Below are 21,915 nucleotides of genomic sequence, written 5' to 3'. Positions count from 1 at the left end.
TTGCACGCATGTCCAGGCAAGACGAGCCCGGCGGAGCGTTGCATGACTGGCGTTTATACGTCGCCGGCACACGGTGTGTCGGCGACGTTTTTTTTCACACTTCCCCGCGAGATTTAGTCCCGGACGGCGAGTTGCAATAGGCCCGCACTGCTTTCGTCCGGCAGAGCCAAAATCACGGTCGAAGTCCGATTGCAAATACGGATTAATTGTTACCTTTGCCGCCGATTCGGTTCCGGCGTGGCCCATCCGCCCCGACGGATGAAAAGGGAATCGGGTGCAAATCCCGGACAGTCCCGCTGCTGTGAAACTCCAGCAACTCTCCGAAACAACATGCAGCCACTGCCCGTCACGGGCGGGAAGGCCTCGGGGAGCGGAGTGAGTCAGAAGACCTGCCGTTTCCGACATGCCCCTCCGGCTCGTGGATTAGCCGGGCAACAGGCCCCATACTACCCCAAACCACCCTCAAGGGAAGACTCCGGCGAGCCGCGAAGTCAAACGACTTCTTGGAAGACAACCCCTCTTCCGGGCAGAGCCGCCTCCCCCCGACATTGCAACAAACCGTCGCACGAGCCGCCCGACCATCGGTTCCGTGTGCCGGATACATAATAATTACACGAATACCATGGAGGCCGTCAATCAACTTCAATCCGAAAAATTGCTGCACCGGAAGCTCGACCTGTTGCTCCGTACCGGGAAACTGCTGATGGAGAGCGCCGCAGACACCAGTCGCGTCATGCGCAACATGAAACGCACGGCTGCCTATCTGGGGCTGCCCGAAGAGAACCTGCACATCTACATCACCTATAACATGTTGATGGTGAATCTCGGCGACGAGGAGCACTCCTACTGCAAAATCCAGCGCTGCGAAAAGCACGGCATCAACATGACCGCCATATCGGCCGTCAGCAAACTCTCCTGGCGAGCCATCCGCGAAGACTATTCGCTCGAACGCTACGAAGAGGAACTCGAGAATATCCGGACCCGCAAACGAAATTACACCCCCTGGCAGGTAGCCGTGGGAGCCGGTTTTGCCTGCGGCGGCTTCTGCATCCAGTTCGGCTGCGACTGGCCCGCCTTCTTCTACGCCTCGATTGCTGCCATTCTCGGCTTCCGCCTGCGAGCCGTGCTCAACGAGTCGGGCTCCAACCACTATATGAACATTGCGATCGCCGCCTTTGCCGCCACCCTGCTGGCCTGGGCCTCCACGTTTATCTCGACGATCGACCTGCCCGCTCCACTATACGCGATACTTCACTCCGACACCCCGTGGCACCCGTTAATGGCCTGCGCCCTCTTTATCGTCCCAGGCGTCCCACTGATCAACTTTGTCAGCGACATGCTCGACAGCTACGTGGAAATAGGCATAACACGAGCGGTCAATACGCTGCTGATTGTCCTGGCCATGGCGTTCGGCATTGCGCTGGCCATTCGCATCTGCGGCATCGACAACTTTGTCACCGACCTGAGCATGACTCCCCACCACAGCTACATCGAATTTGCCATTGCGGCTGCCATCTCGGCCATGGGCTTCTCGATGATCTTCAACATTCCGCGTCGTCTGCTGTGGGTCGTTGCTTTGGGCGGTATCATCGCCGTCTGCACGCGCAACTTTGTTAACCTCGGCCCCAGCAATGACAACATCGGTCTCGACTGGGGACCTGTGATCGGCTCGCTCGTGGGTTCGGCGCTGATTAGTATCATCGCTACCCGTCTGCTCCACAAGCTGCGCACTCCTCACCACTGCCTGGCCATTCCCAGCGTCATCCCGATGATCCCCGGTGTGCTGATGTACCGTGCGCTGTTTGCCTTTATCGAGATGAGCGGTGTAGTCGGCGAAGTGACCGTCGCCATGAAAAATGCCATCCAGGCATCGCTGATGATCCTCTGTATTGCCATCGGCGTGGCGATTCCGAACATCTTTGCCCGCCGCCTCATTACGCCCAAGCGCCAGAAACAACTCAATTTCCTGATCGAGCAGCGGCGCGAGAGAGGCAAATTTGTCGACCTGACCAGCCTCGACTAATCAACGTCACCACCGTTACGACAACCCATTTTGAACCCCGGTCTGTGCTTCAACGCACTACCGGGGTTTTTCCTGTGTGGGTTTATCGTTTCTAAACGACAGGCAACTACAGCTAAGTAGAAGAAAATTCACAGAAGACTAAAATTATAATTGTAGTCTCGAAAAAAGTTTATATCTTTGGAAAAAAGAAACCTTACCCAACACAATACAATCCTATGAAACAGAAAAAACAACCTACCGAGATGACCCGTGCCGAACTGGAAGTGATGCAGCATATCTGGCGCCTGCGCGAAGCATTCCTCGGCGAGATTGTCGATTCGTTTACCGAACCTCGCCCGGCCTATACAACCATTTCGACCGTCATTCGCACGCTCGAAACCAAAGGCTTTGTCAAACATCACGTTGTGGGCAAGAGCCACCGTTACTACCCGGCCATCAGCAAAGAGGAGTACCGCGGACGCTTCATGCAGCGCGTGGTCAGCAAACTGTTCGACAACTCGCCCGGACAAGTGCTCTCCTATCTGGCCGAAAGTGGCAGTCTCACCGTCGAACAGTACGAGGAGCTCCGTCGCGTGGCCCGACAGATCGTCGAAGCCGATCCTGCGCAGATAAAATAGCGTACCGCTACGCTCCCCCTCCCTTGTCCCGAAGCCCTAAACTCGTAAAAAATACCGACCATGTTTTCGCAAGGATATCTGATCGACAGTCTGGTGTGCATTGCCGCACTGTGGCTCTTCTATATCGCCGTCCTGCACCGACGGACAAATTTACGCGCTGCACGTTGGTTCCTCCTGACGTTCGTTCCGGTCGGTCTGCTGCTCCCGCTGATCCGGATTCCGCTGTTGCCGGCCCCGTCAGTCGCACCGATCGATACGGAGGTCTTTTACCTCGTCGAAGAGGTTGCACCCGAGACGATTGCTGAAGCTCCAGCCGCTGATCCCATTATGCCGGTTGTCGGTTGGCTCTATCTGATTGGTGTCGTTATCGTCGGGATGATTCTCGGAACCGGCGTTGTTCGAGCCTGGATTGAAGCCAAACGGGCCACACGCCGAAATCCCAATCAGATTGTTTACACGCCGAAGTCTCCCGGCGCCTATTCCGCATTCGGCGTGATCTTTCTGAACCCCAAATACGAAGGTTCACCCATGGTGGGTCAGATCATCGCCCACGAACAGAGCCACATCGCCCATCGACACACGCTGGACATCGTGTGGATGGGAGTGTGGCGGGCACTGCTGTGGTTTCACCCCGCCATTTGGCACGCGACGAAACTGCTGCGCGAGGTGCACGAATTCCAGGCCGATCGCGACGTGATCCGACAGGGACATCCCGTGGCACCCTATGTTGAACTGCTGATTGGCACCGAAGCCGGCATCTATCCCGGCACGGCCCAGGCATTCTGCTATTCACTGACTAAAAAACGCCTCCAAATGATTGCACAAGCCACCCGCAGAACCAGCCTCGGAGGATATGTCCGGCTGGCTGCACTAATCCCCGTAACTGGCATCCTGCTGGGCGCCTTTTCACTGACCGTGCGTGCGGCCGAGCCTCAGCCAGTCTCCGACCCCCTTCCCGCGCCTGTTGCAGCCGATTCGCTTCAAAAACCAGTCTATACGATCCGGATCGTTGACGGTAAAATGTTGTCTCCACAGGCTTCCATATATGTGGATGGTCGCAGCCTGGACGAAAATCGGTCCGTGCAGAGTCAGGTTCCTGTTTATGTCGACGGTCAGCGCATCGATCAGGAAGCCCCCACCATTCCTGAAACCAAACAGACCGAAACGAAAGTGTTTGTTTATAAGGGGATATATAAACCGTTAAATACGCAGAATTTGAACGCTACTGAATCCTCTGTCGAAACCCCTTCAGCTCAATCGACACCGAAAATCGAGGTTCGTGGCACAGCGGCCGGAGATTCGACCAAACAACCGATTTATGTGGTGGACGGAGTAATCTACACGTCAAAGGAGTTTCAGAAGAAAAACATCAGCCCGGAAGACTACCAGAGTGTCATGATACTGAAAGGTAAGGCCGCAACTGAAAAATACGGAGAGCAGGGACGCAACGGAGCGATTATCATTACCACAAAAAAAGCCAAGTTCACTACCGATCTGCCACAGTCAACTTCCCAGTCGCAACACTTTCAGCTGAATGAATCAACGAGCTTATCCCAATTTGGGGGGATAAACCGTCAATTGGATTCCTTGAAAGTGATGCAAATCGCACCTAAAAGACAGAAAAATATTTTCCGTGGACCCGGTGCTTTTTCCGACAGCAGTTCGGATATTCGCCAATGGCATGTGAAACGTTACCCTGTCAAAACCCCCAGCCTTCGGCAGAATGCCTTACCCGTTTACACCGTTATCAGTATGCGATACACGAAAGAGGACCAAAAACAGGGTATCACTGTCGAGCAAAAACTTCTGCAAGAGTATCCGGAAATCCTTAAACTAGGGGGAAACGGGAAATTGGAAGCTACGCGTCAGGTATATATCTCTATTCTCGAAGAAATATGATATTCGCTCTGTAATAATGCAGCCAGAACTCGATAGGGTTCTGGCTGCTGTTTTTATATACGGCCGTTGTTCTGGCCATTTATTCCCTATCTTTGCCGAAACTTAACACACGATAGCGGCCATGCAAAAAGAGAGACTCTGGACCGGCAGTTTTTTCGCTGCCTGCGGCGCCAACTTCATGATGTTTTTCGCATTCTACATGCTTCTCCCCATCCTGCCGATGTATCTGGCCGACCAATTCGCCGTCACCCGATCCACCGCCGGGCTGATCCTCTCGTCCTACACCATCATGGCGCTGCTGTTCCGACCCTTTGCCGGTTTCATGGTTGACAGTTTTCCTCGCAAGCCCCTGCTGTTGATCTGCTACACCTTCTTTATTTCGTACTTCGGGGGCTACATGCTGGCCGGCGCACTCGCCGTCTTCGCCATCCTGCGCGCCACGCACGGTATGGCCTTCGGGATGGTCACCGTATCGGTCAATACCATGGCCATCGACATCATGCCCGCCTCGCGACGTGGCGAAGGAATCGGATATTACGGCGTCTCGACCAACCTGGCCATGGCCATCGGTCCGATGGCCGCCCTGATGATCCACGAAGCCACGCCCAATTACGACTGGGTATTCGGAACCGCTCTCGGCGTCGGCCTGCTCGGCCTGTTCATCGCTTCGCGAATCAAGGGTGGCAAAACCCAAATCGTCGGGGCCAAACAGACCATTTCGCTCGACCGCTTCCTGCTGCTCAAGGGGATCCCCGGCGCTATTACCACCATCTTCCTCTCGTTCGCCTACGGTGTGCTGAGTACCTACGTGGCAGTCTACGGCACCGAGGAGATCGGGCTGACTGGAGGAACGGGCATGTTTTTCGTCTGCCTGTCGGGCGGTCTGGTCGTATCGCGTCTGATTTCGGGACAGCTCATCAACCGCGGATACCTGACACAGGTCAGCAAAATGGGCATCTCGCTGTTGATTGCCAGTTTCCTCTGCTTTGTCTTGTTTAAAATTCCGGCCGTATTCTATGCCTGTGGCGTGGCGATCGGTGTAGGCTATGGCCTGCTCTGCCCGACCCTCCAGACGATGTTCATCAACCTGGCCCAGCACAATCAACGCGGCACGGCGAATGCCACCTACCTGACCTCATGGGATTTCGGCGTCGGTGCCGGAGTGCTGCTGGGTGGCGTGATCGCCCAACACACCTCCTATTCGTGGGCCTTCACACTCGGTACCATCCTGCTGTGTATCGGGCTGACTCTCTTTTTCTTGTGGGCCGGTCCCTACTTCGATCGAAACAAGTTGCGGTAAAAATACAAGTGGGCTGCGGATATTCGCAGCCCACTTTTTAGATCGTCACTGTCGTTCAATCCTGGAACTTCACGTCAAGTCCATTTCAATTCTAAGCGGCAGCCGTATCGATTGCCAGCATCCCTGCCATCAATACAAGTAATTTCATCGTTTTTCATATTTTGCGGTTACCTCTTCCCACGTGATACCCAGAGTGTCCATGGTGGCAAACACTTCGGGAAGAGTCGTTTCAAAAAATTCAGCCCGTTTCAGATCGATGACCCGCTGTTTGGCTCCGGTCGAGACGAAATATCCGACACCGCGGCTATTGGTAATGATACCCGCCATCTGGAGCCTTTCGTAGGCGCGCATCGCCGTATTGGGATTCACCTGCAGCTGTGCGGCCAGATCGCGTACCGAAGGCACTCGTTCCTCTTCGAGCCAGCGTCCGCACGCGATATGATCGCAGACATAATCGACGATCTGCTGATAGATCGGTTTTTCAGATTTGAAATCCATACTCTCCCTCTACTTTGAAATTTGCAACGTGGAAAAGCGCCGCCATGCAACAAAAATCCACAGACAAGCCCACAACACACACCACAGCAACTGGAAATAAAAGCCCTGAACACTGAAGAGCCAGTCGAAAATGGAGCGGGCACATACCGAGCCGTAGAACAAAATATATTGGAAATAAACAATAAACGGCAATGTCAAGATAAAACTGGCCAGCAGTGTCCACAGAAACTGATGACGACGGAACACAGCAGCCCCGGCCAAGAAAAATGCCATACAAGCCAGGCCAGCTACGACATTAATGCCCATCTGTCGAGAAAACAGTTCCAAATCCGACTCCAACATCTCTGCCTTCAATTCGCTCAATTGCACAAACACATTGTCAAAACCGAGCAGTCGTGCCCATAGCACATCGCTTAACAGATACAGCGCCAGAAGTACGCATGGAATGACGATAAGGTTCACCAGTGTCGCATAGAGGAATTTCTCGTTTTTGGTCACCGGCAACATCATGATAGCTGTGGCACGCCCCTTCGAGAAGTACCGCTTAAAGCTGCACGACAGATTATAGGTAATCAGGAAAAACAGCACAATAGAGGTAAAAAACCGTGCCATCATGTAGTTTAAACTGATATCCTCTATACCCTCTCCGCTCATTTGGTCGATAAACACACTGATATTGCACAGCAGATAGATCACCATGCAGAGCGCCAGAAAACTACCCAGTTTCAACAGCCAGGCACGTCGTTCGCCGACCAGTTCGGCACACGCGAAACGGCCGAAACGACTCCATGAAAATTTATTGTTCATCGCTTTGAGTTTCTTTAAAAATGTTTTTGATGGCTTCGCGGTTGGCGACCGCAGCATTGAAAAGTAGCTCCATGTCGAGCGGAGACTCGGCTCCCGTTTCGTTACGGCATACGCCCCAACGACCGTGAATGGTCTGTTCGGCATAGAGCGCCGATTCGTTCTCTTCCAGGTGGACAAACCGCAGCCGTTCGGTGATATCGGCAGTCGTTGCATTCAACAGGATTTCGCTGTTGTCGAGCACCACCACTGCGTCAATCAGCTGGTCCAAGTCGCGGACCTGATGGGTCGAGATCATAATCGTACGCCCCTGGTCGGCCACCGAAGCGATCACCCGACGGAACGAACTTTTCGAGGGGATGTCCAGCCCATTGGTGGGTTCGTCCATCAGGAGCAGCGGCGTATTGCAGGCGATGGCAAAGGCAATGTAGGCTTTCTTCTTCTGACCGAACGACATCTGGTGCAGATTCTGCGTCTCGGAAACCTCCAACTCACGCATCAGTTCCGACAACTGGCTCCGTGAAAAGGCCGGATAGAAACAGCCGTAAACCCGCGCGTATTCATCCATATTCATCCGCGGCAGGTCGAACTCCTCAGGTAGCAGAAATACCTGACTCAGAAAATCGACCTCACGTTTCCGGGGGATGTGATTCATCACGGTGATTTCACCTGCTTTTGGGAACAACAGGCCGGAGATTAATTTTAGCAGCGTGCTTTTGCCCGCACCGTTTTTACCCAGCAGACCATAGATGGCTCCCTGTCGGAGCTCCAGGTCGAGCCCTTCGAACAATCGTCCTCCGCGATATCCGAAGGAAACCTGCTTAAATGTTATCATGTTTGACGTTTTTAGTGTTTACATACCGTTTGCCGACCAGTCCCGCACGCCACTGGAGCCAGCGGCCCATGCCGATCCCGGCCAGTGTCCATATAACCACGTTGATAATGATGCGTGAGATGCTCAGATTCGGAGCTTCATTCCACATAAGCCAATCAATAAACGGATACATCAGCATTACCAAATAACCCCACCCCAATCCGGACCACATCAGACGCACCTTCCATTGACGTTCAGCGGGTGTTAATTCTCTTTTCATAGCGTATGGTTTAAATGAGACCTAGATGAGTTCATATTATCAAGGCATCGGATATCTCGCAACTACCCTGTCCTGTTGCGTCGTTCTATCCTTTTTGCTTTCAGGTTCAGTGCAGCATCGGGCGTATAGTGCTATCAGTTGTCTGTCAATCACAAATCACGCTGACAACTGCATCCTAAATTCTCGGACTTTCCCACCGACACTCCAAATCCCTCTCCGTTATAGTGTATCATTATATTAGTACACTGCAAATGTAGATTAATTTTAACGAAATGCAAACTTATCGGCGAAAATTTTACCTTTGCTCTAACCAAACCTATAACTAAACCCAAACCAACCCCTTACTTATGACCCAAACTCAGCCTCGCCACATTCCGTGGCTAGATGTGTTGCGCATCACAGCCTGCTTCATGGTCGTCCTGGCCCACTGCTGCGACCCATTCGTCGCCAAATTCGATGCCGACCGAACCGAATTCCTCTCCGGCGCATTCTGGGGAAGTCTGATGCGTGCCAGCGTGCCGCTCTTCGTGATGATCTCCGGCGTACTACTGCTCCCCGTTCGGCTCGATAGCGGAGCCTTCTACCGCCGCCGCCTGAGCCGCATTCTTTGGCCCCTGGTAGTATGGAGCCTCGTCACGCCGCTCTTCTACTGGGCCTACGGACATTCCGAAGCGGCCAATACGGGCTATAACCTCGTGACCTGGATCCTAAACTTCAACTACACGACCACTCCACTCTGGTACCTCTATATGCTGGTCGGAATCTACCTGATCCTTCCGATCATCTCGCCGTGGCTGGCGCAGGCCTCGCAGCACGAAATCAAACGGTTCCTCTGCATCTGGGGCATCACGCTGTTCATTCCCTATATCCGCGTCATCGCTCCGCTGCTCGGCTACGTCGGCAACTATGGCCACACCGGCATCCTCGGCGAATGTGCCTGGAACCCGTTCGGCACTTTCTACTACTTCAGCGGATTCATCGGCTACATCGTTCTGGCCTTCTATTTGAATAAATTTCCGTCCAAAAGCTCCCGGAGCCGTATTCTGACCCGTTCGGCCCTGCTTTTCGTACTGGGTTACGCCCTCACCTTTGGTAGTTTCGTGCTGACCCAAAAGTTCTACCCGACCGACTACAACTATCTGGAGATCCCGTGGTTCTTCACCAGTTTCAACGTATTCCTGATGACCTACGCCCTCTTTACCGCCATGCAGACCATCCGCGTCGAAAGCGAAAAGTGCCAGCGGCGGCTCTGTCGCATAGCGGGACTTACGTTCGGAATTTACCTCAGCCACTTCTTTGTCGTACAGGTCGGCTATGATCTTGTGTACGCGTACATCCCCCTTCCTCCCTACCTTCAGATTCCGGTCATCGCCATCGCTGCATTCAGCGTGACGGCCGGTGTGGTATGGTTTTTGCAGAGAATACCCAAACACAAATACCTAATCGGATAAAGCCATGAAAAGAGTGTTTTTTGTTGCTTCGGCCCTGCTGATGGCCGGCGTGGCGACTGCCCACAACATGGAATCGGACAAGCCCTACGTAGAGATCAACTGCACGGCCGATACGCTGGTGGCCCCCAATAAGTTCCGCATCTCGATCACCCTCTCCGAAGCTACAGATAAAGGCAAAACGCCGATCGCCCAACTCGAAAAATCGCTGGCAACAGCCCTGAAAGCCTCCGGAGTGGACATGAAAGAACAGCTCGTTATCACCCGTCAGTCCAACGCCGACGGCAAACGCAAGGATATCTATCAATTCAAGAGCTACCTGCTGACGCTCACCGACCCGGCACAGGTCGAAACCGTCTTCAGCGAACTGAAAACCAATGGTATTTCGAACGCCTCACTGACCGAAAGCACCCGCAGTGACCTGCGTGAATTACAGGCGCTGGTACGCGTGAAGGCCATGAAAACCGCCCAAACCACCGCGAGCGAACTGGCCGGTGCATTGGGCCAGAAGATCGGCTCAGCCATCATGATCCAAAGCTATACGGGTTCATCAACCGACAATCTGGTAATTCGTGGACTGATGGCGGCCAAAAGCGGAAATGCGGTGGAAGAGGCCTCAATGCCCGACCTGCAATTCAACGACGTTCGCGTCAGCCAGAACGTTACGGTGCGTTTCGCTCTGGAATAATAGGACAGAAGCTGATTATTTTGTTAGCAATTTAACAAAACGGCGGGAAAATCCCGCCGTTTTTCGTACCTTGCGGGCTGGAAAAGAATTAAGGAAAATTTTTCAAAACGAAATCATGGTATTCGACATCGACATGATCCGGCAACGATACGCCGGAATGCCTCAGGCTGTAGCCGAAATCCGCAAAGCCACCGGCAGCGCTCTGACGCTGGCCGAAAAGATACTGCTGACCCACCTTTACGACCGGGTTCAGCATCCCGTCTATCAACGCGGCGAAGACTACGTCAACTTCGCCCCCGACCGAGTGGCCATGCAGGATGCAACGGCCCAGATGGCCCTGCTCCAGTTCATGAACGCCGGCCGCAGCCGCGTGGCCGTACCCTCGACCGTACACTGCGACCACCTGATCCAGGCCGACCGCGGAGCCGCCGAAGACCTGCCCGCAGCCCGGAATACCAACAAAGAGGTATATGATTTCCTCGCCTCGGTGTCGAACAAATACGGCATCGGATTCTGGAAACCCGGAGCCGGTATCATCCACCAGGTCGTGCTCGAAAACTATGCCTTCCCCGGCGGGATGATGATCGGAACCGACTCCCACACCCCGAACGCAGGCGGTCTGGGGATGATTGCCGTGGGTGTCGGCGGGGCCGACGCTGCCGACGTCATGTCCGGCATGCCCTGGGAACTGAAAATGCCCCGACTGATCGGCGTGAAACTCACCGGCAGTCTGAACGGCTGGGCATCCCCCAAAGACGTTATTCTGAAACTGGCCGGTATTCTGACCGTCAAAGGCGGGACGAATGCCATCATCGAATATTTCGGTCCGGGTGCCGCCACCCTCTCGGCCACCGGTAAGGCCACCATCTGCAACATGGGTGCCGAAGTCGGTGCTACCACCTCGCTCTTCGCCTACGACGCCAAGATTGCCGCCTACCTGCGCGCCACCGGCCGTGCCGAAGTAGCCGACATGGCCGACCAAATTGCAGCCGAATGTCTCACGGCCGACGCTGCCGTGCTCGAACATCCCGAACGCTACTACGACCGCGTAATCGAGATCGACCTCTCCACGCTCGAACCCTATATCAACGGTCCCTTCACCCCTGATGCCGCCGCACCCATCTCGGAATTCGTGCGCATCGCCAAGGAAAAAGGCTACCCCGAACGGATGGAGGTCGGCCTGATCGGCTCGTGCACCAACTCCTCGTACGAAGACCTCACCCGCGCCGCTTCGGTGGCCCGTCAGGCCGCTGAAAAGGGGCTCAAGGTAGAGGCGCAGTACATCATTACGCCCGGTTCGGAACAGGTACGCTACACGGCCGAACGCGACGGGCTGCTGAAAGCGCTCGAAGGCATCGGAGGTGTGGTGATGGCCAACGCCTGCGGCGCTTGCATCGGCCAGTGGAAACGTCACACCGACGATCCGAAACGTGCCAACTCGATCGTCACCAGTTTCAATCGTAACTTCGCCGCACGAAATGACGGCAACCCCGCAACGCACGCCTTCGTAGCCTCGCCCGAACTGACCACCGCCCTGACCCTCGCCGGCCGCATCACCTTCAATCCGCTGACCGACACCCTCGTGAACGAACAGGGACAGGAGGTCAAACTCGATGCTCCGCAAGGTAGCGAACTGCCCGTACAGGGCTTTGCCGTCGAAGACCCCGGCTATCAGGCCCCGGCCGAAGACGGTTCGACCGTAACGGTAGCCATTGCTCCCGACTCGCAGCGTCTGCAGCGGCTCGAACCCTTCGCCGCATGGAACGGCAACGACTATCAGGACCTGCGCCTGCTGATCAAAACGCAGGGCAAATGTACGACCGACCACATCTCGGCCGCCGGTCCCTGGCTCCGCTTCCGCGGACATCTCGAAAACATTTCGGACAACCTGCTGATGGGGGCCACCAACGCCTTCAACGACGGTGCAGTTAATAGCGTACTGAACCCGCTGACCGGCAGCTACGACAAAGTATCGGCCGTGGCCAAAGCCTATAAAGCGGTTGGTCTGGGCAGTATCGTCGTGGCACAGGAAAACTACGGCGAAGGCTCCTCGCGCGAGCACGCCGCCATGGAACCCCGCTTCCTGAACGTCAAAGTGGTTCTCGCTCAATCGTTCGCCCGCATCCACGAAACCAACCTCAAGAAACAAGGTATGCTGGCCTTGACCTTCGCCCACAAGGACGATTGGAACAAAGTTCGCGAAGATGACACCATCTCCATCCTCGGTCTCAAAGAGTTCGCACCCGGCCGACCGCTGACCGTAGCGCTCCACCACGCCGACGGAACGAGCGAAACGTTTGAAGCCAACCACACCTACAATGCGCTGCAAATCGAGTGGTTCAAAGCCGGCAGCGCCCTTAACCTGATTAGTAAAAACACAAAATAGCCATGGGAAAAATCACGATCAAAGACGGAAAACTGCAAGTACCGGATTCACCGGTAATCCCCTTCATCGAAGGCGACGGTATCGGGGTCGACATCTGGCCCGCCACGCGTCGCATCGTTGACGCTGCAGTCGCAACCTGCTACGCCGGGAAACGCTCCATCGAATGGAAAGAGGTGCTGGCCGGCGAAAAGGCCTTCAACCAGACCGGCAGCTGGCTGCCCGAAGCCACACTCGAAGCCTTCCGTGAATACCTGGTCGGCATCAAGGGGCCGCTGACCACCCCCATCGGCGGCGGTATCCGTTCGCTCAACGTGGCCCTGCGTCAGGAACTCGACCTCTACGTCTGCCAGCGTCCGACCCGCTATTTTCAGGGTGTAGTGACCCCGCTCAAACGTCCGCAGGACGTCGATATGGTCATCTTCCGCGAAAACACCGAAGATATTTATGCCGGGATCGAATGGCAGACCGGCACGCCCGAAGCGAAAAAGGTGCTCGACTTCCTCGTGAACGAAATGGGTGTGAAAAAGATCCGCTTCCCCGAAACCTCCTCGTTCGGCATCAAACCCATCTCGAAAGAGGGAACCGAACGACTCGTTCGCGCCGCTATCCGCTACGCCATCGACCACAAACGCCCCTCTGTAACTCTGGTCCACAAGGGAAATATCATGAAATTCACCGAAGGATCGTTCAAAAACTGGGGCTATGAACTGGCTCAGCGCGAATTCGGCGACCAGACCTTCACCTGGGCCGAATGGGAACGCATCAAGAAGGCCGAAGGCGAAGAGGCTGCAAACGCTGCGCAGGAAGCTGCCGTCAAAGCCGGCAAAGTGATCATCAAAGATGCCATCGCCGACGCCTTCCTGCAGTGGACCCTGCTCAAACCGCGTGAATTCTCGGTGATCGCCACCCCGAACCTGAACGGTGACTACATCTCTGACCAGTTGGCCGCCATGGTCGGTGGTATCGGGATCGCCCCCGGGGCAAACATCAACTACGTTACCGGTCACGCAATTTTCGAAGCCACCCACGGCACCGCTCCGATCCATGCCGGCAAGAACAAGGCCAATCCCTGCTCGCTGCTGCTGTCGGCCGTCATGATGCTCCAGTACCTGGGCTGGAACGAAGCCGGCGATGCCATCATCAGTGCCATGGAGAGCGCCTTCGGCGAAGGCAAAGCCACCTACGATCTGGTTCGATTCATGGAGAACGGCACCAAACTTTCGACCAGCGAATTCGCCGACCTGCTGATCGACAAAATCTCGACCCACTAACCCAACCAAACCCAACTCACCATGAACAAAGATTATCTGATATACAAGCTCTCGGAAACCGTCAAGGAGACCTCTCGGATCGACAACGAACTCTTCAAACGCTACGGCGTGAAACGCGGCCTGCGTAACGAAGACCACTCCGGGGTGCTTGTCGGTCTGACCAACATCGGCGACGTTGTGGGCTACGAACGCCTCCCCGACGGCAGCGGTCTTAAAGCTATACCCGGTAAACTGCTCTACCGCGGCATCGAAGTGTCCGACCTGGTACACGGCGTGCAGGCCGAGAACCGTCTCGGATACGAAGAGACCGCCTTCCTGCTGCTCTCGGGCTACCTGCCCGACCGCGAGGAGCTCGAGACCTTCACCAACCTGCTCAACGAGCAGATGGCCCTGCGGCACGCCACCAAGATGAACATCCTGCAGCTCTACGGGAATGACATCATGAACATTCTGGCCCGTTCGGTACTCGTGCTGTACGCCTTCGACGAAAACGCCGATGACACCTCGCGCGACAACCTGATCCGCCAGTCGGTCGACCTGATCGCCAAATTCCCGTCGATCATCGCCTACGGATACCACACCATGAACCACAACAAAAACGGTGGTTCGCTCCATATCCGTATCCCCAAACCCGGCTTCTCGCTGGCCGAGAACTTCATCTACATGATGAAGGGTTCGAAAGGCTATACGCCGCTTGACGTCAAGGTACTCGACCTCTGTCTGATCCTCCACGCCGAACACGGGGGTGGTAACAACTCGACCTTCACCACCCGTGTGACCAGCTCGTCGGGTACGGACACCTACTCTTCGATCGCCGCCGCCATCGGTTCGCTCAAGGGCCCGCTCCACGGGGGTGCCAACCTGCAGGTGATCGACATGTTCACCCACCTGCGCGAAGCCATCTCTGACTGGACCGACGAAAAAGAGGTCAAAGAGTATCTGATGCGCATGCTCCGCAAAGAGGTATACGACAAGAAGGGGCTCATCTACGGCATCGGCCACGCCGTCTACACCATCTCCGACCCGCGTGCCCTGCTGCTCAAGGAGATGGCCCGTTCACTGGCACAGGAAAAAGGACGCGAAAAAGAGTTCGCATTCCTCGAACTGGTCGAACGGCTCGCCGTCGAAAGCTTCATGGAGTTCAAAGGCAACTCGGTCAACAAACGTGTCTGCGCGAACGTCGACTTCTACTCGGGCTTCGTGTACGACATGATCGGCCTGCCTCGTGAGGTCTATACTCCGCTGTTCGCCATGTCGCGTATTGCGGGCTGGGTCGCTCACCGCATCGAAGAGCTGAACTTCGACAGCCGTCGTATCATCCGCCCGGCATACAAAAACGTTGCCTCGGCAACCGAATACAAACCGCTGGACAAACGGTAATCGATTATCCATCGAATCGTACGAGCGGGACAGTCCATTAACGGATTGTCCCGCTTTATTTTTATACATGCCAGTAGAAAATCATTCAGGCATATATTGATTGAAAATGATTAATTTCGAGCAGCCACATGCGAGCGAAGAGGGAGCCTACAGCACGTTCCTAAGAAAAAAAAGGCTTTTTCACCGCACGGCAACCCAGATAATATAAGAATACCCGCCTCATGAAAAAACGTTTACTTCTGTTGTTTGCAGCGTTAGGCTGCTTTTCGACATCCGCTCAGATTCGCCGCCATACGGTTGTTGCCGATCTGCCAGGCATGTTCTGCGGATGGTGCGCCAATGAGGGCGGATGGAGTTGGGGCAACGAATTATTGGTCGGTTTCGTAGCCAAAGCGTTCAAAGACCGGGGCGACACCGTCGACGGCCACAATGCAGTCAAAGAGGCCTCCGAGTTCCACTATCTGGCCCGCTCGACCGACCGTGGACGGCATTGGCAGATCGAAGCCGCTCCCGAGTTTGACCATGCAGAGGAGCAGACTCCGGTTCCGTTCGAAACGTTTGCACGGGGTGAAGGTATGGACTTTACGTCGCCCGGTTTTGCCCTTCGCTGCCGCGAGAACCTGTTTTGGTACTCGCACGACCGGGGAGCTACGTGGAGCGGACCGGTACAATTTCCCCGCTTCGACAGTGAAATCACCGCCCGAACCGACTACATCGTATCGGGCGACAGTTGCTATATTTTCCTGAGTGCCAAGAATAAACGTCAAGACCGGGCTTTCACGGTTCTGGCCACGAACCGGGGACGAACAATGGTCAATCTGGGGTGGATCGCCCCACTCTATCTGGAGTCGTTGGCCCGAAGCGACATGAATCCCGCCATCGATGTACCGTCGGACCGTACGGCACGCTCCGTCATGCCATCGACGGTTCGGACTGCCGACGGACGTTTCATCACGGCACTCCGGCGCAAGGTGTCGCTCGACGACGACCGCTCGTACAACTGGATCGCCTGTTACGAATCGACCGACAACTGCCGCACGTGGCGCTATCTGTCGTTTGTGGCCCAGACCGATACGGGCACGCGGAATGGCAATCCGCCGGCACTGGCCCTGTCGGACGACGGGAAACTGCTCGTATGTTACGGCTCCCGTCGCGAACCGTACGGAATCTGCATCCGAGCCAGCGACGACAACGGAGCCTCGTGGCAGCCACCTGTCGCTCTTCGAACCGACGGTCGCAGCTGGGATTTGGGGTATCCGCAACTGTTCCATACCGGGAAGCGAAACTTCGTAGCAGTTTACTACATCGCTACCAAAACCGATCGAAAACAGCGTATCGAAGCTACGCGAATCGCAGTCCGATAAAACGAGCGGGGGAGGGATCGTTCGGATCCCTCCCCCGCTCTATTTAGGAAACCTAATAACTCGTCCGTACGGACCGCCCACTATTTGAGGCGGGCCAGCATGTTTTTGACGTTGTTTTCGATGCGATCCTGAATGGCTTCGGCACTGGCAGCTTCGGCACCGCGATCGAACTTCTCGCCGGTGATATTCTCATACAGTTCGATGTAACGTTCGCTCACGCTGTCGACGAATTCATCGGTCAGCTCGGGCATCACATCGCCCTGACGGCCCTGGAAATTGTGTTCCATCAGCCATTCGCGCACGAACTCTTTCGAGAGCTGACGCTGCTGTTCGCCTTTGTCGAAACGTTCCTGGTAGCCGTCGGCATAGAAGTAACGCGAGCTGTCGGGCGTGTGAACCTCGTCGATCAGATAAATTTCGCCGTCCTTCTTACCGAATTCGTATTTGGTGTCCACCAGAATCAGACCATGCTTTGCTGCGATCTCCGTACCGCGTTCGAAGAGCTGCATGGCATATTTTTCGAGTATGGCATAATCTTCGGCCGATACAAGTCCCTGGGCGATAATCTCCTCTTTCGAGATGTTCTGGTCATGCAGGCCGAGTTCGGCTTTGGTGGTCGGGGTGATGATCGGTTTTTCGAATTTCTGGTGTTCGCGCATCCCTTCGGGCAGCGGAATTCCGCAGATCGAACGGGCTCCGGCTTTGTAGTCGCGCCACGAACTGCCGGTCAGGTAACCGCGGACGATCATTTCTACGGCGAACGGTTCGCATTTATGCCCTACGGTCACCATGGGGTCGGGGGACGCAATTTTCCAGTTGGGGCAAATGTCGGTCGTTGCGTCGAGCGCTTTGGCGGCAATCTGGTTCAACACTTGTCCTTTGTAGGGGATGCCTTTGGGCAGAACGACGTCGAAGGCCGAAATACGGTCGGATACGACCATTACCAGATATTTGTCGTCGATGTTGTACACATCGCGCACTTTGCCTTCATAGACGGATTTCTGACCGTCGAAGTGCATGTCGGTTTTTACCAATGCTTTCGCCATGATGTTGGAATTTATGAAAACTTTAATGTATTGATTGCTTGTCGAATGCCTGAACTATATGTTTTACCAGTTCATGCCGGACAATATCCTTGCGGTCGAATTCGACTACGGCGATACCGTCGATGTTGCGGAGCATCTCAATGGCAGGCATCAGACCCGAATCGCCTTTGTTGGGCAGGTCGACCTGCGTGATGTCGCCCGTTACGATGAACTTGGCATTGCGTCCCATACGGGTCAGAAACATCTTGATCTGCGAAAGAATCGTATTCTGAGCCTCGTCCAGAATGACGAACGCATTATCGAGGGTCCGACCGCGCATATAGGCCAGCGGAGCGATTTGAACAACCCCTTCGGCCATGTATTCCTGCAGTTTTTTGGGCGGAATCATATCGTTCAGCGCATCGTACAGGGGTTGGAGATAGGGATCGAGTTTCTCTTTCATGTCGCCGGGCAGGAAGCCGAGCTTTTCACCGGCCTCCACGGCTGGGCGGGTCAAGATGATCCGTTTCACCTCTTTGTTCTTCAGCGCACGCACGGCCAGCGCAATGGCCGTATAGGTTTTGCCGCTGCCGGCGGGACCGATGGCAAACAAGAGGTCGTTCTTGGCATAAAGCTCCACCAGTTTTCGCTGGTTGGCGGTTCGCGCCCGCACTACATTACCGTTATTGCCATACACGATCACGTCCTCGGTACCAGTAGTGTCGGCGTCGTTCGGGATCGTGATATTGGTTCGGGCGGGATCGTCGCTGCGAAGGTGAACCGGGGTGTCGAAAATCTGATCGAGGACTTCGGGCGATATGTGTCCGTACCGACCATAATACTGAACCAGCTGGTCGAAACGGTTTTCGAAACGCGCGATTTGATCGGCTGAGCCGAAAAGTTTCATCGTTCCTCCGCGGGCCACGATTTTCAGTTCCGGGAATTTTGCTGCCAGACAGTTGAAGTTGACATGTGCAGGCCCGTAAAAATCCACCGGGTCAATCACTCCGTCGAGGTCGATGATTTTTTCGCTCATACAGGCTTATTTGATTAACATGTATCCGATCGAGATAGCCACTTTTCGTTCGTTGACTTTCAGATTGGGCGTATAATTTTGGAATACGCCCTGATCGGTGATATTGGTAAAGTTGCCGCAGTAACGGGCATCGAGAGTCAAACGTCCCAGATCGACCCCTACGCCAGCCTGGAAACCGAGTACGAAGTTTTGGAGACGAGGCGCGATTTTCGCCTCTTCGCCACCGGAAGTCATCACTTCGTCCATCGGGAAGCGGAACGACGGCCCTACCATCAGACGCACGATCGAGAACTTCCACCCCACCAGCACCGGTACTTCGATCCAGTTGGAGCGAACTTTAAGACGGTCACTGCCAACTGTGGCGGCATCGACGGGGAAAGAGCCGTTCGTACGACTATACACGATTTCGGGTTGCAACAGGAATCCCAGCGGCAGGTTGATACGTGCCTGTACACCCAATTCAAAGCCTGGTTTCGTACTGCTTTCATCGTACCGGTTCTGAGCCCCGGAAAAGGTATATTTCAAGTCGGAGCTATTAATCAGCAGACCGCCCTTGACCCCAAACTGGAACAGGGACTGGGCTTGGGCGACGGAGAGACCGCCAAGCAGAAATAATGCAGCGAGAAGAATCTTTTTCATCCGAATCTGGTTGTTAAGCGGAATCGGCTGCGTTCCCGACGCTCGCCGATCCTGTTTTCAGTGGACAAATATACGCCAATTTTCCGGTTACAGCAACGGGCTGAACAAGCGTGCCACGGACTCTTTGAACATGTCGGTACGCGAACGGGTGGCCCAACGGCGATAGGTCAGACGTGTGCATCCGTCCAGATCGGCCAGAAACCGGCTTTCCAGTCGATCCGTCATGTTTCGGTCGTAAATCATGGCCGTCACTTCGAAGTTATCCTCGAAACTCCGGTTGTCCATATTGGCTGTTCCGATCGAACTAAAACGATTATCTATCGTTATGATTTTACTGTGATTAAACCCTTTATTGTAAAGGTATACTTTAATCTTTGCTTCCAATAGCTCAGCAATGTAGGAACGCGAGGCCCAATAGACTATTTTACTGTCGGAACGCGACGGTAGCATGATCCGCACGTCGATACCGCTGAGTGCCGCCACCTTCAGGGCAGTCAGCAGCGACTCGCCGGGCATGAAATAAGGGGTCGAAATATAAATGTGGTCAGTGGCTTTGGTGATGGCGGCAAAATAGGCCTGCATGATGGTAGCCCAGTCGGAGTCCGGACCGGAGGTGGCAACCTGTACAGCCGTATCTCCCACGGAATCATCCGATACCATCAGATATTTGTCCTTATCCTTCAACTGGATTCCGGTTGCAAAATACCAGTCGGCCAAAAAGGTCAACTGCAACATATTGACCGCCGTTCCCTCGATTTTGAGGTGTGTGTCGCGCCATGGGCCGTGTTTGGTACCGCGCAGATAGCGGTCGGCGATATTCAGACCGCCGGTGTAGCCCACCTTCCCGTCGATCACGACAATCTTACGATGGTTGCGGTAGTTGATCTTGCTTGTTAGCCAGGGGAACACGACGGGCATAAAACAGTGGACTTGCACACCCGCCTCGCGCAGTGAGCGGATAAAACTCCGCTTGAGATTCCAACTGCCCACGTCGTCGTAAATGAAACGAACCTCGACACCGGAGCGAGCTTTCTCCTTCAGAATGTCGGCGATCCGTCCGCCCAACTCATCGTTTTCGAAAATGTAATACTCCAGATGAATGAACGATTCGGCCTTTCGCAGTGCATCAATCAGCGAAGCAAAGGTTTCACTCCCGTCGTTCAACACCTCCAGTCGGTTGTTGGTCGTCAGAAGTGATTTATTGTTGTTCAGCAGCAGGGTGATAATTTCGCGATTGGCGGCGACTTCGGGGTTCGAAAAGGTGTCGATTTCGCGCAACTGTTTGTAGCTGAGCTGTTCGAACTGTATAAGGTCTTTGATCTCCTTGCGATTGAATATCTTTTGTTTGCGATAGTCCTGACCGAAGAAGACAAACAGCACCATTCCGGCAAAGGGCAACAACACGATCACTGCGATCCACGACAGCGCACGGACCGGGTCGCGCCGTTCGTGCAACACGGTGAAGACCGTGGCAATCACCAGCAGGAAGTAGAAAACCAGCAGTGCGTATATGACGATGCCCCAAAAGTCCATATCGCTAAGGTAGCGATTTTTTCGGGACGGTATATGCCGGAGGGCCGAAGAAATGCGTTTTTACGCTTCGTGGATGTCCTGATATTTATATCCCACCCCTTTGACCGTCACAATATAATCGGCTCCGATCTTTTCCCGCAGTTTACGAATGTGCACGTCGATCGTGCGCTCGCCGACCACCACGTCGTCACCCCATACGGCCGTAAAGATCTCGTCGCGAAGGAAGACTTTCTGCGGTTTGGAGTACAGCAGGGCGAGCAGTTCGAACATTTTGCGGGGCAGTACGATCTCCTCGCCGTTTTTGAGCACCACATAACGCTCGCGGTCGATGATCAGCGAGCGGCGGTCGGTAGTGGCAGCCGTTTCAGCCGACGAACCGTTGTCAACCCGTTTGAGCAGAGCCCGGATGCGGCTGACCAGCACGTTGGGACGAACCGGTTTGGCGATGTAGTCGTCGGCACCGGCATCGAAACCGGCAACCTGCGAATAATCCTCCGAACGGGCAGTCAGAAAGGCGATGACGGCATCTTCGGTCTGCGGCATCTTACGCAGCTGGCGGCAGGTCTCCATCCCGTCCATGTTGGGCATCATCACGTCGAGCAACACCAGGTGAGGCGAAACTTCGGCAGCGACCTTCAGCGCCTCCAGCCCGTCCGAGGCCGTGTAGACTTCGTATCCCTCCTTTTTCAGGTTGTAACGGATAAATTCGAGGATATCCGCCTCGTCGTCCACAATCAGTATCCGGTAATTCATAGTTTTGTCCGATATTTGCATTAGAAACTGCTCAGCGAGGGATCTGCACCCGGCATCCGGAATCACTCCCGACTGAAAACCGCTCCCACTCTTTTCGTCGCGGTCCCATCCGGTCGATCGGCTCGTTTTTGTTGTTGCAAGTTTAACGTATAATTAT

The 21,915-nt window shown here is 54.7% G+C and carries 19 protein-coding genes and 1 riboswitch; of the genes, 10 read left to right on the top strand and 9 right to left on the bottom strand.

Annotated features, from left to right (window positions below; translation table 11 throughout):
* Window positions 1-210: 210 nt before the first annotated feature.
* Window positions 211-411: riboswitch (cobalamin riboswitch) on the top strand.
* Window positions 412-622: 211 nt separating this feature from the next.
* The 4 genes from BQ5379_RS01435 to BQ5379_RS01420 all read left to right on the top strand — a co-directional run bounded on the left by BQ5379_RS01435 (window position 623) and on the right by BQ5379_RS01420 (window position 5,839).
* The gene (locus tag BQ5379_RS01435; protein ID WP_071133788.1) at window positions 623-2,023 is read left to right on the top strand and encodes a threonine/serine exporter family protein; all 1,401 of its coding nucleotides are present in this window, start codon (window positions 623-625) and stop codon (window positions 2,021-2,023) included.
* A 215-nt stretch (window positions 2,024-2,238) separates the two neighbouring features.
* The gene (locus tag BQ5379_RS01430) at window positions 2,239-2,640 is read left to right on the top strand and encodes a BlaI/MecI/CopY family transcriptional regulator (protein WP_071133787.1); all 402 of its coding nucleotides are present in this window, start codon (window positions 2,239-2,241) and stop codon (window positions 2,638-2,640) included.
* A 60-nt stretch (window positions 2,641-2,700) separates the two neighbouring features.
* Window positions 2,701-4,539, top strand: a complete 1,839-nt coding sequence (locus BQ5379_RS01425) for a M56 family metallopeptidase (RefSeq protein ID WP_071133786.1) — start codon at window positions 2,701-2,703, stop codon at window positions 4,537-4,539.
* Window positions 4,540-4,660: 121 nt separating this feature from the next.
* Entirely contained in the window at window positions 4,661-5,839 is a 1,179-nt protein-coding gene (locus BQ5379_RS01420) for an MFS transporter (RefSeq protein WP_071133785.1), read from the top strand.
* A 144-nt stretch (window positions 5,840-5,983) separates the two neighbouring features.
* Here BQ5379_RS01420 and BQ5379_RS01415 read toward each other — a convergent pair whose 3' ends face one another.
* The 4 genes from BQ5379_RS01415 to BQ5379_RS01400 are packed head-to-tail and all read right to left on the bottom strand — an operon-like array spanning window position 5,984 to window position 8,235.
* Entirely contained in the window at window positions 5,984-6,337 is a 354-nt protein-coding gene (locus tag BQ5379_RS01415) for a GntR family transcriptional regulator (RefSeq protein WP_071133784.1), read from the bottom strand.
* A gap of 9 nt (window positions 6,338-6,346) precedes the next feature.
* A complete protein-coding gene (locus tag BQ5379_RS01410; RefSeq protein ID WP_071133783.1) occupies window positions 6,347-7,144 on the bottom strand; it encodes a hypothetical protein in 798 nt (265 codons plus the stop codon).
* On the bottom strand, window positions 7,134-7,976 hold the full coding sequence (locus BQ5379_RS01405; RefSeq protein ID WP_071133782.1) for an ABC transporter ATP-binding protein: 843 nt from the start codon (window positions 7,974-7,976) through the stop codon (window positions 7,134-7,136). The genes BQ5379_RS01410 and BQ5379_RS01405 overlap by 11 nt, the downstream gene beginning before the upstream one ends.
* Window positions 7,963-8,235 carry a hypothetical protein gene (locus tag BQ5379_RS01400; RefSeq protein WP_143039360.1) on the bottom strand — a complete coding sequence of 91 codons (273 nt, stop codon included), beginning with the start codon at window positions 8,233-8,235 and terminating at the stop codon, window positions 7,963-7,965. The genes BQ5379_RS01405 and BQ5379_RS01400 overlap by 14 nt, the downstream gene beginning before the upstream one ends.
* 347 nt (window positions 8,236-8,582) lie before the next feature.
* Between BQ5379_RS01400 and BQ5379_RS01395 the strand changes: the two genes are divergently transcribed.
* From BQ5379_RS01395 to BQ5379_RS01370, 6 genes are all read left to right on the top strand, one after another.
* A complete protein-coding gene (locus tag BQ5379_RS01395; protein ID WP_071133780.1) occupies window positions 8,583-9,686 on the top strand; it encodes an acyltransferase in 1,104 nt (367 codons plus the stop codon).
* Window positions 9,687-9,690: 4 nt separating this feature from the next.
* On the top strand, window positions 9,691-10,371 hold the full coding sequence (locus tag BQ5379_RS01390; protein WP_071133779.1) for an SIMPL domain-containing protein: 681 nt from the start codon (window positions 9,691-9,693) through the stop codon (window positions 10,369-10,371).
* 115 nt (window positions 10,372-10,486) lie between these two features.
* Window positions 10,487-12,757, top strand: coding sequence for an aconitate hydratase (locus tag BQ5379_RS01385; RefSeq protein ID WP_071133778.1), 2,271 nt, complete (start codon window positions 10,487-10,489; stop codon window positions 12,755-12,757).
* A gap of 2 nt (window positions 12,758-12,759) precedes the next feature.
* Complete coding sequence (gene icd / locus BQ5379_RS01380) at window positions 12,760-14,028, top strand: NADP-dependent isocitrate dehydrogenase (RefSeq protein WP_071133777.1); 1,269 nt, start codon at window positions 12,760-12,762, stop codon at window positions 14,026-14,028.
* Between the two features lie 21 nt (window positions 14,029-14,049).
* Complete coding sequence (locus BQ5379_RS01375) at window positions 14,050-15,408, top strand: citrate/2-methylcitrate synthase (RefSeq protein ID WP_071133776.1); 1,359 nt, start codon at window positions 14,050-14,052, stop codon at window positions 15,406-15,408.
* A gap of 221 nt (window positions 15,409-15,629) precedes the next feature.
* On the top strand, window positions 15,630-16,772 hold the full coding sequence (locus BQ5379_RS01370) for a sialidase family protein (RefSeq protein ID WP_083377515.1): 1,143 nt from the start codon (window positions 15,630-15,632) through the stop codon (window positions 16,770-16,772).
* Window positions 16,773-16,852: 80 nt separating this feature from the next.
* Here BQ5379_RS01370 and BQ5379_RS01365 read toward each other — a convergent pair whose 3' ends face one another.
* From BQ5379_RS01365 to BQ5379_RS01345, 5 genes are all read right to left on the bottom strand, one after another.
* The gene (locus BQ5379_RS01365; RefSeq protein WP_071133774.1) at window positions 16,853-17,818 is read right to left on the bottom strand and encodes a phosphoribosylaminoimidazolesuccinocarboxamide synthase; all 966 of its coding nucleotides are present in this window, start codon (window positions 17,816-17,818) and stop codon (window positions 16,853-16,855) included.
* A 22-nt stretch (window positions 17,819-17,840) separates the two neighbouring features.
* Window positions 17,841-18,833: a PhoH family protein gene (locus BQ5379_RS01360; protein ID WP_071133773.1), complete on the bottom strand. Its 993-nt coding sequence runs from the start codon at window positions 18,831-18,833 to the stop codon at window positions 17,841-17,843.
* 6 nt (window positions 18,834-18,839) lie between these two features.
* The gene (locus tag BQ5379_RS01355) at window positions 18,840-19,472 is read right to left on the bottom strand and encodes a porin family protein (RefSeq protein WP_071133772.1); all 633 of its coding nucleotides are present in this window, start codon (window positions 19,470-19,472) and stop codon (window positions 18,840-18,842) included.
* An 87-nt stretch (window positions 19,473-19,559) separates the two neighbouring features.
* Window positions 19,560-21,005 carry a cardiolipin synthase gene (gene cls, locus BQ5379_RS01350; RefSeq protein WP_071133771.1) on the bottom strand — a complete coding sequence of 482 codons (1,446 nt, stop codon included), beginning with the start codon at window positions 21,003-21,005 and terminating at the stop codon, window positions 19,560-19,562.
* A gap of 60 nt (window positions 21,006-21,065) precedes the next feature.
* On the bottom strand, window positions 21,066-21,758 hold the full coding sequence (locus BQ5379_RS01345; protein WP_071133770.1) for a response regulator transcription factor: 693 nt from the start codon (window positions 21,756-21,758) through the stop codon (window positions 21,066-21,068).
* Between the last annotated feature and the right edge of the window lie 157 nt (window positions 21,759-21,915).

The organism is Millionella massiliensis (genome assembly GCF_900104655.1).
Taxonomy (GTDB): domain Bacteria; phylum Bacteroidota; class Bacteroidia; order Bacteroidales; family Rikenellaceae; genus Rikenella; species Rikenella massiliensis.
Note: the sequence above shows the minus strand (reverse complement) of the source record. Positions and strands in the feature narration are given on the sequence as shown.

Coding starts and splice junctions, on each gene's coding strand:
- BQ5379_RS01435 (WP_071133788.1), top strand. CDS start 623: ATGGAGGCCGTCAATCAACTTCAATCCGAAAAATTGCTGCACCGGAAG.
- BQ5379_RS01430 (WP_071133787.1), top strand. CDS start 2,239: ATGAAACAGAAAAAACAACCTACCGAGATGACCCGTGCCGAACTGGAA.
- BQ5379_RS01425 (WP_071133786.1), top strand. CDS start 2,701: ATGTTTTCGCAAGGATATCTGATCGACAGTCTGGTGTGCATTGCCGCA.
- BQ5379_RS01420 (WP_071133785.1), top strand. CDS start 4,661: ATGCAAAAAGAGAGACTCTGGACCGGCAGTTTTTTCGCTGCCTGCGGC.
- BQ5379_RS01415 (WP_071133784.1), bottom strand. CDS start 6,337: ATGGATTTCAAATCTGAAAAACCGATCTATCAGCAGATCGTCGATTAT.
- BQ5379_RS01410 (WP_071133783.1), bottom strand. CDS start 7,144: ATGAACAATAAATTTTCATGGAGTCGTTTCGGCCGTTTCGCGTGTGCC.
- BQ5379_RS01405 (WP_071133782.1), bottom strand. CDS start 7,976: ATGATAACATTTAAGCAGGTTTCCTTCGGATATCGCGGAGGACGATTG.
- BQ5379_RS01400 (WP_143039360.1), bottom strand. CDS start 8,235: ATGAAAAGAGAATTAACACCCGCTGAACGTCAATGGAAGGTGCGTCTG.
- BQ5379_RS01395 (WP_071133780.1), top strand. CDS start 8,583: ATGACCCAAACTCAGCCTCGCCACATTCCGTGGCTAGATGTGTTGCGC.
- BQ5379_RS01390 (WP_071133779.1), top strand. CDS start 9,691: ATGAAAAGAGTGTTTTTTGTTGCTTCGGCCCTGCTGATGGCCGGCGTG.
- BQ5379_RS01385 (WP_071133778.1), top strand. CDS start 10,487: ATGGTATTCGACATCGACATGATCCGGCAACGATACGCCGGAATGCCT.
- icd (WP_071133777.1), top strand. CDS start 12,760: ATGGGAAAAATCACGATCAAAGACGGAAAACTGCAAGTACCGGATTCA.
- BQ5379_RS01375 (WP_071133776.1), top strand. CDS start 14,050: ATGAACAAAGATTATCTGATATACAAGCTCTCGGAAACCGTCAAGGAG.
- BQ5379_RS01370 (WP_083377515.1), top strand. CDS start 15,630: ATGAAAAAACGTTTACTTCTGTTGTTTGCAGCGTTAGGCTGCTTTTCG.
- BQ5379_RS01365 (WP_071133774.1), bottom strand. CDS start 17,818: ATGGCGAAAGCATTGGTAAAAACCGACATGCACTTCGACGGTCAGAAA.
- BQ5379_RS01360 (WP_071133773.1), bottom strand. CDS start 18,833: ATGAGCGAAAAAATCATCGACCTCGACGGAGTGATTGACCCGGTGGAT.
- BQ5379_RS01355 (WP_071133772.1), bottom strand. CDS start 19,472: ATGAAAAAGATTCTTCTCGCTGCATTATTTCTGCTTGGCGGTCTCTCC.
- cls (WP_071133771.1), bottom strand. CDS start 21,005: ATGGACTTTTGGGGCATCGTCATATACGCACTGCTGGTTTTCTACTTC.
- BQ5379_RS01345 (WP_071133770.1), bottom strand. CDS start 21,758: ATGAATTACCGGATACTGATTGTGGACGACGAGGCGGATATCCTCGAA.